This is a genomic window from Streptomyces sp. TG1A-60 (assembly GCF_037201975.1).
Classification (GTDB): Bacteria; Actinomycetota; Actinomycetes; order Streptomycetales; family Streptomycetaceae; genus Streptomyces.
In genome coordinates this window covers 3,379,739-3,391,448 of the sequence record NZ_CP147520.1, presented here as the reverse complement: position 1 = coordinate 3,391,448, position 11,710 = coordinate 3,379,739, and the positions used below count along the sequence as shown (strand labels likewise).

Sequence of the window (11,710 nt, the reverse complement as noted above, 5' to 3'; positions counted from 1 at the left end):
CTTCCGCGTACGCCGTCGGCGGCACCCCCACCGTGGTCGTGAAGTCGCAGACCCGGCCCCTGCCCTCCAGTTTCCGGGTGAAGAGGCCGAGGCCGATGCCGGAGAGCTCGGCGAAGGGCTCCCGGCCCTCGTAGCACTGGAAGACGATGTTCACCGACGGGTGCGGGACGACCCGGGTGACGTACGGCTCCGGCAGGTCCCAGTCGATCAGCCAGTAGTGCTCCAGGTACGGGCGCAGGGGCTCGGCGGGTGTGTGCGGCGGCGGAAGCGGACGCGGGCGAAGAGCTCCGGGGCGTCCACGATGCCTCGGGTGTCACGGCGTGGGGCGGCCATGGGGCGATCGTAGGGACCGCCACTGACATCGCCCTCTCGTACCGCCCGCACGACTCGGCCGGCGCCGGCGCCGACACTGGAGGAACAGGGGGAACGGTGCCCTCGTCCACGGGTATGGTTGAACCGTAAACAATTTGGGAGGGTGGCAACGATGATGCAGTTCGGGATCTTCAGCGTCGGCGATGTGACGCCGGACCCCACGACGGGCCGGACGCCGACCGAGCGCGAGCGCATCAAGGCGATGGTCGCGATCGCGCTGAAGGCCGAGGAGGTCGGGCTCGACGTCTTCGCCACGGGCGAGCACCACAACCCGCCGTTCGTGCCGTCGTCGCCCACGACGATGCTCGGCCATGTCGCCGCGCGCACGGAGAAGCTGATCCTCTCCACCGCCACCACCCTCATCACCACCAACGACCCGGTGAAGATCGCCGAGGACTTCGCGATGCTCCAGCACCTGGCCGACGGGCGGGTGGATCTGATGTTGGGGCGTGGCAACACCGGGCCGGTGTACCCGTGGTTCGGGCAGGACATCCGGCAGGGCATCAACCTCGCCATCGAGAACTACGCCCTGCTGCACCGGCTGTGGCGCGAGGACGTCGTCAACTGGGAGGGCGAGTTCCGTACGCCCCTCCAGGGCTTCACCTCCACGCCCCGCCCGCTGGACGGCGTACCGCCGTTCGTCTGGCACGGGTCCATCCGCTCGCCCGAGATCGCCGAGCAGGCCGCGTACTACGGCGACGGCTTCTTCCACAACAACATCTTCTGGCCGGCCGACCACACCAAGCGGATGGTCGAGCTGTACCGGCAACGGTACGCGCACTACGGGCACGGCACCCCCGGGCAGGCGATCGTGGGGCTCGGCGGGCATGTGTTCATGCGGAAGAACGCGCAGGACGCGGTGCGGGAGTTCCGGCCGTACTTCGATGTCGCGCCGGTGTACGGCAACGGGCCGTCGCTCGAGGACTTCGCCGAGCAGACGCCGCTGACGGTGGGTTCGCCGCAGCAGGTGATCGAGAAGACGCTGGCGTTCCGCGACTACGCCGGTGACTACCAGCGGCAGTTGTTCCTCGTCGACCACGCGGGGCTGCCCCTGAAGACCGTCCTGGAGCAGATCGACATGCTGGGCGAGGAGGTCGTGCCGGTGTTGCGTGAGGAGTTCGCGAAGGGACGGCCGGCCGATGTGCCGGACGCGCCCACGCACGGGGCGCTGGTGGCCGCGGCGGAACTCGGTGGGCCGTCGTCCACGCGGTAGCTGGCGGTGGTCGGCCGCGGCGTCGGGGTGTGCGGGTCGTTTTTCTCGCCCCCGCCACCCCTGCCCGTCCCACCCCCAGGGGCGCTGCCCCCTTGGCCCCGAGGGGTGGGGTGTCCGGCTGCGGGTGGGCGGGGGCCGGTCGCGCGGTTCCCCGTGGCTCTGAGAAACGGGGGCCGCGCCCGTGCTTTTCTCCTGCCCGTGCCTGCCCGGCGACCCCGTTTCCCGAGCTCCGGCGCAAGTGGGGGGCTGTGTCAGGCTGTGTGTTGTTTGCGGTTGGTCGGGTAGTTCGCCGGGGTTCGCAGGTAAGTCGGGGTCGCCCTTTTCCACGCATGGAGTCGGCGGCGCAGCCAGCCCTGCGCCCGCGTCGACTCTCGTTGCCAGGTGCGCTGGAGCCTGGTCGCGCGCAGGTCGGCGAACAGGGTCTCGTACCTGGTGACGATCGGGGCCGGGTCGTAGCGGTGGGCGCTGCGGAGGGCGGCCTCGCCCATGGCGCGGCGGAGGCCGGCGTCGGCGGTGAGGTCGAGGAGGGCGTCGGCGAGGGCGTGGGGATCGTCGACGGGGACGAGGCGGCCGTCGGTGCCGTCGGTGATGATCTCGGCGGGGCCGAGCGGGCAGTCGGTGCTGACGACGGGGACACCGCAGCGCATGGCCTCCACGAGGGTCATGCCGAAGGACTCGGCCTCGGAGGCGCTGACGACGATCGAGGCGCGCGCGAACTCCGCCTCGATGGGGGTGTGCGGGCCCATCAGACGGGCCCGGCCGGTGAGGCCGAGGTCCTCGATGAGGGTTTCCAGACGGTCCTTCTGCCTGCCGCCGCCGTAGATGCGCAGCTCCCAGTCGGGTTCCTTCGCGGCGACCTTCGAGAACGCCTCCAGCAGGAGGTCGAAGCGTTTGCCGCGGGCGAGGCGGCCGGCGGCGGCGATGACGGGGGCCGTCCCGTCCGACGGGGTGACCCCGGCCGCCGGGACGATGTTGGGCACCGGCATCACCCGTACGCCCGGCAGCCTCATCCGCGCGCGGTACACCGCCGCGTCCGCCGCCGTGGTCGTGACGACAGCGTCCAGGGTGCGGTAGTGGCGGGCGAGGACCTTGCGGAGCTGCTTGGTGTGGGCGTCGTGGCGCAGGTGCTCCTGGCCGACGCGCAGGGCGCGGCGGGGTGCGAAGAGGGAGACGTAGACGTTGATGCCGGGGCGGGTGCCGATGACGACGTCCGCGTCACAGCCGGCCAGATAGGCGCGGACCCGCCGGTCGGTGAGGCCGCTGTACTGGTGGTGGCGCTTGTCCTCGGCCGGGAAGTCCGCGGCGGGCTGCGCCTGGGCCGGATCGCGCAGGTCGGGGCTGTACGGGCGGATGTCCACCAAGGGGACGAGCGTGACTCTCGGGTCGACGGCGAAGCGTGGTTCGTCCAGGTGGCGGGACATGGAGGCGATCTCCACGTCGTGATGGTCCGCCAGCGCCGACGCCAGGTTCAGTGTCGTACGGACGGTGCCGCCGATGGCGTACGCGTTGTGCAACAGGAACACGATCTTCATGCGGCGGCTCAATGCATTACCTTCCCGACGGCGTGAGCGATGCAGTTGTGTGGTGATGTGCCGATGTGATGCGTGGTGATGTGCTTGTGGTGTTATGCCTTTAATGGTGTGTATGTGACCAGTTCGGACTCTTTGTACTCCATCGGCTCGCTCCGCCCGGGTTCCCTTGCGGGCGGGTGTCACACGGACACGGTGCGCGTGAGGGGTAAGCCGACCGCCGGGTCGTGGTGAGAGGCCGGTAAGAAGGGCGCCCCGGAGCTTCTGACGAGGTGGTGAGCGCCCCCGGCCTTGGCAGACTGGTGGGGTGCCCCAGAACGTGCTGCTCGCCGAGGACGACCGCGCCATCCGCCATGCCCTGGAACGCGCGCTGACCCTGGAGGGGTACGAGGTCACGGCGGTCGCCGACGGCGTCGAGGCGCTCGCCCAGGCCCACCGCAACCGGCCCGACGTGCTCGTGCTCGACGTGATGATGCCCGGCATAGACGGCCTCCAGGTCTGCCGGGTGCTGCGCGCGGAGGGCGACCGGACGCCGATCCTGATGCTCACCGCGCTCGTGGAGACCGCCGACCGGATCGCCGGCCTCGACGCCGGCGCGGACGACTACGTCGTCAAGCCGTTCGACGTGGAGGAGGTGTTCGCGCGGCTGCGCGCGCTGCTGCGGCGGACGGGCAACCCGGACGCGTTCGGGGGGCTCGGGGCGCCGGCCCGGCCGTCGACGGCGTCCTCTCCCGCCTCCGCCTCGTCGCCGGACGCCGGTGGCCTGCTCACGGCCGCCGGACTGCGGATGGACGTACAGGCGCGTCGGGCCTGGCGCGGGGCGCGGGAACTGGAGCTGACCCGGACCGAGTTCGACCTCCTCGAACTGCTCGTCCGCAACGTCGGCATCGTCCTCGACCACGCCACCATCTACGACCGGATCTGGGGCTACGACTTCGGCCCCGGCTCCAAGAACCTCGCCGTCTACGTCGGTTACCTGCGCCGCAAGCTCGACGAGCCCGGAGCGGCGGCGCTGATCCACACCGTGCGGGGTGTGGGGTACGCGTTGCGGGAAGACTGAGGGCGGCGCGCGGTGCCGTCCCGTTCCGTCAGGTCCGTCCGGACGCTGCCCCGACTGCTCGCCCGGCTGCGGCCGATGCCCTCGCTGCGGGCGACCTTCACCGTGTCGTTCGTGGCGGTGGCGTGCGTCGTCACCGTCCTCGTCGGGATCCTCAGCTACAGCGCGGCGGCACGGCTGGTGCGGGTCGACGAGCAGACGGTGTTCGCGGAGGTCGTGCGTGACCTGCGGGAACTGGTCGAGCAGGACCCGCTGACCCCGGAGGACTTCGCCCCGAGCGACAGCGGCGGCCCGCGCGACGACCTGATCCGCTCCGGCCGTACGGACGTCCAGGTGCTCGGCCCGCACGGGGAGATCCTCGACGAGGGCGCCCCCGGCCTGCCCGTACGCGACGCGGACCGGCGTACGGCCGACGCGGCCCCGGCCGGTGTGCTGGTCGAGCACGGTGAGGTCGAGGTCGGCGACGACCGCTACCGGGTGGTGACGGTCGCGCTCGGCGGCGGCCGGGGTGCCGTGCAGGTCGCGCAGGAGTTCAGCGACACCGAGGATCTGCTGCGGGAACTACAGCAGAGGACCCTGCTGTTCGTGTCGGGCGTCGTCATCTCGGCCGGGCTGGTCGGGTGGTGGCTGGCGTGGCGGCACACCCGGCGGCTCGTGCAGTTGGCGGGGGCGGCGGAGGACGTGGCCCGGACCGGGCATCTGGGCATCCAGGTGCCCGTCGCGGGCCGGGACGAGGTGGGGCGGCTCGGGCGCTCCTTCGACCGCATGCTGGTCCGCCTGGCCCAGTCGGAGGAGGACCAGCGGCGGCTCGTCCAGGACGCCGGGCACGAACTGCGCACGCCTCTCACATCCCTGCGTACGAACATCTCGCTGCTCCGGCGCATCGACGAACTCCCGCCCCGTATGCGCGAGGAACTCGTCGACGACCTCGCCCAGGAGGCCCTCGAACTGACCGACCTCGTCAACGAGTTGGTCGACCTCGCCGCCGGTCAGTCGAGCACCGAGCCTGTCCGGCGCGTGGAGCTCGCCGACCTCGCGGAGGACGTCACGGCGACCGTCCGCCGGCGCACCGGGCGCGAGGTCGTCGTACGGGTCGCCGGTGACACGACCGTGCGGGGGCGGCCCGGGGCCCTCCAGCGGGCGATCTCCAACCTCGTCGAGAACGCGGCGAAGTTCGACCGCGACGGCACCGAGCCGATCGAGGTCGTGGTCGCACGGGGCTCGGCGGGCCGCACCGGCGATCTGGGCGACCTGGGGGAGCCGGGCGGTCCCGGTGACATCGGCGAACCCCGCGGCCTCGACGAACCGGGCGACGACACCCCGGACATCGTCCGCGTGGAGGTGCTCGACCGGGGCCCCGGCGTCCCCGACTGCGACCTGGAACGCATCTTCGACCGCTTCTACCGGGCCCCGGACGCCCGCAGTCTGCCCGGCTCCGGGCTGGGGCTGTCGATCGTACGGGCGGTGGCGGCGGCCCACGGCGGGGCGCCGTTCGCGTTCCGGCGCGAAGGCGGAGGTCTGGTCACCGGGTTCACGGTGCGGGGGACCGAGGGGTGAGGGAGAGGGCCTCGCCGTGGGCGGCGGGGGGGTCGGCCGAGGGCCGTCCACGCGTCCGGGGGCCCGCCGGTTCCGGGTGCTCCGCCGCGTAGGACGTGACTGGATCGATCGCGAGCATCACCCAGTGCCATGCCTCGTCGTGGAAGACCGGGCCGCGATACGGCTCGTCGCGGGGTTCGCAGGGGGTGGGAGTCCGGCGTCGCCGCCAGGACTCGGACCGTGTCAGTCCGCCGTACCGTCGGATGACCCAGGCACAGCGGTGGCGGCGCTCGTGGTCGCCCCCGCGCTCCAGCGGCCGAGTACCGGCTCGGCCAGGGTGCGGGCCGTCCAGCACAGGGTCTGGCCGTGGCGTGCGAAGAGGGCGTCGCGGTCGTCGAAGTGACCGAGGTCGGCGACGATCCGGGCGGAGAGGTCGCAGGCCGTGCCGCGTGCCGCGCCGCACGTGTCCCAACGGACACCGGTGCGGGCGACCGCCTCGAAGAGGGTCTCGCCGCCCTGGTTGGCGAAGCCGGTGGTGGCGGAAGCGGTGGTCGTTGGGGTGGCGGGGGTGCCGAAGAGTTCGCCGATCGGCACCCACGCGCCGCTGAGCCTGAACTCCGGCCACGCCAGCAGCACCTGCTCCGGCACGAGCGGCTTCAGCCGGGGGAAGCGCGGATACCAGAAGGTCCCGTCCACGAGCAGCCCGCGCACTCGCGTCCGTACGCGTACGGCTCGGGCGACCGCCTCCAGCGCCGCCATCCGCTGGCTGCACGAGCCGCGCCCGAGCCACAGGGTCCGCGACACGCGCCGGCGGTCCTCGACCGAGTACACCGGCCGTACGTCCCGCGCGATGATCCGGTGCGCGCTTCGCAGTGCCTCACGCGGCGTCGCCTCGCCCAGCACCCGGGACGCGAGCGCCCGGACCAGCGGGTCGTCATGGTCCAGGATCGCCGTGGCCCGCGTGGACCCGGCCACGTGGGCCGGTTCCCGGACCGGTGCGGCGGCCCGTCCGGGCCGCGCGCCGTACGACATGAGCAACCGACTGGTCATGACAGTCCCCGTCCCGTACCCGTACCCCTGCTGGTTCCCGATCCCCGTGCGAGCCCAGCTCATCCCCGGGGGCGTTCGCAGCCCATCATCACACGGTGTGGTGGACGGGCCAGGGGCCACGCAGCGTGAGGGCGGGGCCGAGGGTGTCGGGCGTCCGACGACGCGCTTTCGTAGTACTTCCACCGACCCCATTGCGGCGGCGCGAACACGCCGACTACGGTCATTCCTGCGCTCACGGAGAGTGCTCAACTGATTACTCATGCGCATCTCGCCTGTACTTCGCCCGGCAGTTCGTCCGCAGTCCGTTCCGTACGCCGTCCGCAGTCCTCCGTAGTCGTTCGCAGTCGTTCGTCATCCACCCCTGCGTACCGCCAGTTGAAAGCACACCCCGGGCCGTCGACACCCGAGGAGGAGCCACCGACGCGGTAGGGAATGAGCAATCCCTTCTCGTCGCAATGGAGTTGATCATCCATGACCGAAACTGCCCATGACTTCGCCGTCCCAACCTCCGCCCCGGTGCCGAACCCCACCCCCTGGCTCTCGCCCGCGGCGACGACGTACACCCTCTTCTGCCCGCCGCTCGACACCTCCCCGTGCATCGCCCGCGACTTCGTCGCCACCGTCCTGCGCGCCCTCGGCCACGACGCCCTCGTCGACGCGGCGGCCCTGTGCACCTCCGAGCTGGTCACGAACGCCTGTGTGCACGCCAAGGGGGGAGGATCGGTTCTGTGGCTGGCGGTGGAGGCCTGGCGGGTCAGGGTGATCGTCTACGACGGTGACGAGAACCCGCCCGTCATAAGGGAGTTGACCTCCGACGGCTGGGAGGAGGGCGGCCGTGGCCTCTACCTCGTGGACGCCCTCACCGAGGGACACTGGGGAACCGCCGCCGCCCTCCCCGACGGCGGCGGCCTGGTCCACCCCGACGGCAAGGCGGTGTGGTTCGATCTGGCGGCGCCGAGCGCGTCGATGGCGAGATGACGGTCCGGCACCTTCGTGACCGCCGAGCAGAGGGAGTTCGCGGGCGAGCAGGTCGTCGGCGCGTTGCGGAGGCTGCCGGATCCGGCGGCCGTGTTCCGGTTGACGGAGGCACCGGCCGCCGAGTGGTGAGCGGGCGGCGGTCGCCTTCGGCCTCTCACGCCGGGTACGCGTGGGTCTGAGTCGCCTTCACCGTCGCCCAGACCGGGGTGCCCGGGTGCAGCCCGAGTTCGGCGGCGGCCACCGTCGTGAGGTCGGCGGTGAGGGGGAGTCCGCCCTTGAGGTCGGCGCGGATCTGGTCGCCGTGGACCTCCAGGCCGGCCACCTCGCACCGCCAGAGGTTGCGGGCGCTGGAGCCGGTGGGGCGGTCGCGGTGAAGGGTGACGGCGCTCGGCGGGAAGGCGACGAAGACGGGGCCGGTGAGATCCTCGGTGGTCGTGATCACCGGGCCCGTGGCTCCTGCGTCCGTGCCGTTGCCGTCCGTTTCGGCGCCGTCGCCGTCCCCGTCCGTACCCTTGCCGCCCCCGTCGGCACCTCTGCCGTCCACGCCCGCACCCTTGCCGTCCCTCGTGCCCTCCGCGTCGAGCCGTACGACATGCCCCTCAGCCTGCCCCCGGTACAGGTTCAGGCCGACGAGGTGGGCGATGTAGTCCGTGCGGGGGTGGCGGGCGATGTCGCCGGGGGTGCCCTCCTGGACCACCCGGCCGTCTTCGACGACGACGAGTCGGTCGGCCAGGACCATGGCGTCCAGCGGGTCGTGGGTGACGAGTACGGCGACGGCCTCGAAGTCGGCGAGGTGGCGCCGGAGCTGGGCCCGCACGTCGAGGCGGGTGCGGGCGTCCAGGGCGGCGAGGGGTTCGTCGAGGAGGAGCAGGCGGGGGCGGGTGGCGAGGGCGCGGGCGAGGGCGACGCGCTGGGCCTGGCCGCCGGAGAGCCGGCGCGGCTTGGTTCCGGCGTACTCGGCGAGGCCCATCCGCTCCAGCCACTCGGCGGCCCGGGTCCGGGCCGCCCCCTTGCTCGCGCCTTGGCAGCGGGGGCCGAAGGCGATGTTGTCGAGGGCGGTGAGGTGCGGGAAGAGGAGGTAGTCCTGGAAGACCACGCCGACCGGGCGCGACTCGGGTGCCGTACGCTCCAACGCCGCCCCGTCCAGCCGTAGATAACCATCGGTCAGCGGGGTCAGGCCGGCCAGCGCGCGCAACGCGGTGGTCTTGCCGGCGCCGTTGGGGCCGAGGAGGGCGACCACGTCACCGGGGGCGGCGGTCAGGGAGACGTCCAGCCGGAAGTCCCCGCGCCGGACGACGAGGCGGGCGTCCAGCCCTTCGGCGCCACTCATGACGCGCTCATCCAACGGTCCCGCAACCCCGCCAGCACCGCCACCGACACCGCGAGCAGCACCAGGCTGAGGGAGATCGCGGCGGCCGGGTCCGTCTGGAGGGCGAGGTAGACGGCCAGGGGCATGGTCTGGGTGCGGCCGGGGAAGTTGCCGGCGAAGGTGATCGTCGCGCCGAACTCGCCCAACGCCCGTGCCCAGGCGAGCACCGCGCCGGCGGCGACCCCGGGGGCGATCAGCGGCAGGGTCACCCGGCGGAACGCGGTGAACCGGGACGCCCCCAGCGTGGTCGCGGCCTCCTCGTAGCGCGGGTCGGCGGCCCGGAGCGTGCCCTCGACGCTGATGACGAGGAACGGCATCGCCACGAACGCCTCGGCGATCACGACCCCGGTGGTGGTGAAGGGAAGCGTGACCCCGAACCAGTCGTCCAGCAGGCGCCCCACCACGCCGTTGCGGCCGAGCGCCATCAGCAGCGCGACGCCCCCGACCACCGGGGGCAGGACGAGGGGGAGGGTGACGAGGGCCCGTACGAGACCACGGCCCGGAAACTCGACCCGGGCCAGCAGCCACGCCAACGGCACCCCGAGCACCAGGCTCACGGCCGTGGCCAGTGTCGCGCACAGCAGCGACAGCCGCAGCGCCTCCCACACCTCGGGGCTGGTCAGCTGCTCCGGCAGGCTCGACCACGGCGTCCGCAGGAGCAGCGCGATCAGCGGCAGGACGAGGAAGGCCAGCCCGAGCAGCGCGGGCAGCAGCAGGGGGACGGGCACGGGACCGCGCAGTCGTCGCCGTGCCTGTCGCCCTTCCCGTGCCTGTCGCCGCTTCCGCTCCTGCCGTGGCCTCGTGGCCCCGTCCGTCACGGTGTCGCCCTGGCCGCCGGGGTCCTCGCTCACGGCTTCAGGAACCCGGCACCGGTCAGGACCCGCTGACCTTCGGCGGAACGCACCAGCTCGACGAACGCCTCGGCGGCGGACGCGTTGGGCGCGTTCTTGAGGAGGGCGATCGGGTAGTCGTTGAGGGCGCCGGCCGACTCGGGGAACTCCACGCCCTCCACCTTGTCACCGGCGGCCCGCACATCGGTCCGGTAGACGACCGCGGCGTCCGCCTCCTTCAGCCCGACCTTCGTCAGGGCCGCTTTGACGTCCTGCTCGTACGAGACGGGGGTGAGCCGGAGGCCACCGGCGTCCAGGGCCTTCCGCGCCGCGGCACCGCACGGCACGTCCTCGTCGCACAGCACGACCTTCAGCCCCGACCGGGCGAGGTCCTTCAGGGAGCCGATCCTGTCGGGGTTGCCCGGCAGGATCGCGATCTCCAGCCGGTTGCGTACGAAGGTGGCGGGCGCTCCGGAGGCGTCGCCCGCGTCCGTCACGATCTCCATCGTCCTGGGGCTGGCGGAGGCGAACACGTCCGCCGGGGCGCCGCCGGTGATGCCGGCGGCGAGGGAGTCGCTGCCGCCGAAGCTGAACGTCACCTTCGTGCCGGGATGGTCCTTCTCGAACCGCTTCCCCAGCGCCGTGAAGCTCTCCTGGAGTGAGGCGGCGGCGAACACGGTGACCGTGCCGGAGAGCTTCGGCGAGCCGGAGCGGGCGGAGGTGTCGTCGGAGGAGGAGCAGGCGCTGAGGGTCAGCAGCGCGGTGGCACTGGTGGCTGCGGTCCGTAGCGCGGGACGGTTCAGCACGGCCTACTCCTCCTCCGCGGGGGCGACACGGATACCCATCATCTTGACGCATGTGCAAGCGAAAAGTCTCCTGGCACATTGCATGAGCCATGAAAAAACTCAGCAGAGGCCGCATGTGCGTCTCGTGAACGTGCCCGTGGGGCCCGACACGCCTGCCCTGCCCGTCACGTCCGGTCGATGTGCACGTTCGTGGACTTCACGCGGGCCGTGGCCTCCATGCCGACCTCCAGTCCCAGTTCCTCCACGGCCTCCCGGGTGAGCAGCGAGACCAGGCGGTGCGGGCCCGCCTGGATCTCGACCTGGGCGGCCACGTCACCGAGTTTCACGGCGGTGACGATGCCGGGGAAGGCGTTGCGGGCCGACGTGTACGGCACGTCGTCCTCGCCGCCGACGTCCGTGGCCAGCTCCACGGAGAAGGCCGCGAGGTCCCTCCCGTCCACGAGCCGGCGCCCGCTCTCGTCGCGCCGGGTCGCCACCCGGCCCGCGTCCGCCCATCGTCGCGCGGTGTCGGGGCTGACCCCGAGCAGCCGCGCGGCCTGACCGATCGTGTAGGACTGCATGAACGCCAAGATAGGCGCCGCCGGGTGAGACGGCGGTCACGGAGTGCCCGGGTGGGCGGCAGGCCCGGTCGAGCGAGCCCGAGGGCGTCGCCCTCCCGGACGAGCGCGGTGAGGCGGGGACGCGGTCAGCGGGGAGAACCCCACGGTCGTCACCGGCCGTCACCGGCCGCTACCGGTCACCGCCGGTCGCCATCGGTCGCAGCCGGTCGTCGTCACGGCCACCTCGTCGTCGGCCCGCCGCCCGACGAGCCACGGCCGCCCGGAAGCGCTGCCCCACGATCCGCGTCGCCGTCGCGCCCGGCACGGCCGCCGCCCGCGCCGCGTCGCAGTCGGGCAGCACCGCGTACCAGCCGCCGCCCGGCGTCTGCGGGCGGCGGGTATGTCTTCCAGCCCTCCGCCCTCGCCGCACC

General features: G+C 72.5%; 11 protein-coding genes and 1 pseudogene. 4 read left to right on the top strand and 8 right to left on the bottom strand.

Annotation, left to right across the window (positions count from 1 at the left end):
* Positions 1 to 46: 46 nt before the first annotated feature.
* A pseudogene (locus tag WBG99_RS14305) lies at positions 47 to 333 on the bottom strand (DUF6597 domain-containing transcriptional factor); the annotation flags it as partial.
* A gap of 154 nt (positions 334 to 487) precedes the next feature.
* Here WBG99_RS14305 and WBG99_RS14300 point away from each other — a divergent pair.
* Positions 488 to 1,585, top strand: coding sequence for an LLM class flavin-dependent oxidoreductase (locus WBG99_RS14300; protein ID WP_338900342.1), 1,098 nt, complete (start codon positions 488 to 490; stop codon positions 1,583 to 1,585).
* Between the two features lie 251 nt (positions 1,586 to 1,836).
* Here WBG99_RS14300 and WBG99_RS14295 read toward each other — a convergent pair whose 3' ends face one another.
* Positions 1,837 to 3,117 carry a glycosyltransferase family 4 protein gene (locus WBG99_RS14295; RefSeq protein WP_338896679.1) on the bottom strand — a complete coding sequence of 427 codons (1,281 nt, stop codon included), beginning with the start codon at positions 3,115 to 3,117 and terminating at the stop codon, positions 1,837 to 1,839.
* A 304-nt stretch (positions 3,118 to 3,421) separates the two neighbouring features.
* On the opposite strand from WBG99_RS14295, the gene WBG99_RS14290 reads away from it, so the two are divergent.
* Both WBG99_RS14290 and WBG99_RS14285 read left to right on the top strand, forming a co-directional pair.
* Entirely contained in the window at positions 3,422 to 4,174 is a 753-nt protein-coding gene (locus tag WBG99_RS14290; protein WP_338896678.1) for a response regulator transcription factor, read from the top strand.
* A 75-nt stretch (positions 4,175 to 4,249) separates the two neighbouring features.
* On the top strand, positions 4,250 to 5,728 hold the full coding sequence (locus tag WBG99_RS14285) for a HAMP domain-containing sensor histidine kinase (protein WP_338900341.1): 1,479 nt from the start codon (positions 4,250 to 4,252) through the stop codon (positions 5,726 to 5,728).
* Positions 5,729 to 5,950: 222 nt separating this feature from the next.
* Here WBG99_RS14285 and WBG99_RS14280 read toward each other — a convergent pair whose 3' ends face one another.
* A complete protein-coding gene (locus tag WBG99_RS14280) occupies positions 5,951 to 6,757 on the bottom strand; it encodes a transglutaminase domain-containing protein (protein ID WP_338896677.1) in 807 nt (268 codons plus the stop codon).
* 471 nt (positions 6,758 to 7,228) lie between these two features.
* On the opposite strand from WBG99_RS14280, the gene WBG99_RS14275 reads away from it, so the two are divergent.
* Entirely contained in the window at positions 7,229 to 7,735 is a 507-nt protein-coding gene (locus WBG99_RS14275) for an ATP-binding protein (protein ID WP_338896676.1), read from the top strand.
* A 154-nt stretch (positions 7,736 to 7,889) separates the two neighbouring features.
* Here WBG99_RS14275 and WBG99_RS14270 read toward each other — a convergent pair whose 3' ends face one another.
* From WBG99_RS14270 to WBG99_RS14250, 5 genes are all read right to left on the bottom strand, one after another.
* Positions 7,890 to 9,065, bottom strand: coding sequence for an ABC transporter ATP-binding protein (locus WBG99_RS14270; protein WP_338896675.1), 1,176 nt, complete (start codon positions 9,063 to 9,065; stop codon positions 7,890 to 7,892).
* On the bottom strand, positions 9,062 to 9,844 hold the full coding sequence (gene modB, locus WBG99_RS14265) for a molybdate ABC transporter permease subunit (protein WP_338900340.1): 783 nt from the start codon (positions 9,842 to 9,844) through the stop codon (positions 9,062 to 9,064). Before modB ends, WBG99_RS14270 begins: the two co-directional genes overlap by 4 nt.
* A gap of 107 nt (positions 9,845 to 9,951) precedes the next feature.
* On the bottom strand, positions 9,952 to 10,740 hold the full coding sequence (gene modA, locus WBG99_RS14260) for a molybdate ABC transporter substrate-binding protein (protein WP_338896674.1): 789 nt from the start codon (positions 10,738 to 10,740) through the stop codon (positions 9,952 to 9,954).
* A 164-nt stretch (positions 10,741 to 10,904) separates the two neighbouring features.
* On the bottom strand, positions 10,905 to 11,300 hold the full coding sequence (locus WBG99_RS14255) for a helix-turn-helix transcriptional regulator (RefSeq protein ID WP_338896673.1): 396 nt from the start codon (positions 11,298 to 11,300) through the stop codon (positions 10,905 to 10,907).
* Between the two features lie 169 nt (positions 11,301 to 11,469).
* Positions 11,470 to 11,709, bottom strand: a complete 240-nt coding sequence (locus WBG99_RS14250; protein WP_338896672.1) for a hypothetical protein — start codon at positions 11,707 to 11,709, stop codon at positions 11,470 to 11,472.
* Position 11,710 lies beyond the last annotated feature (1 nt).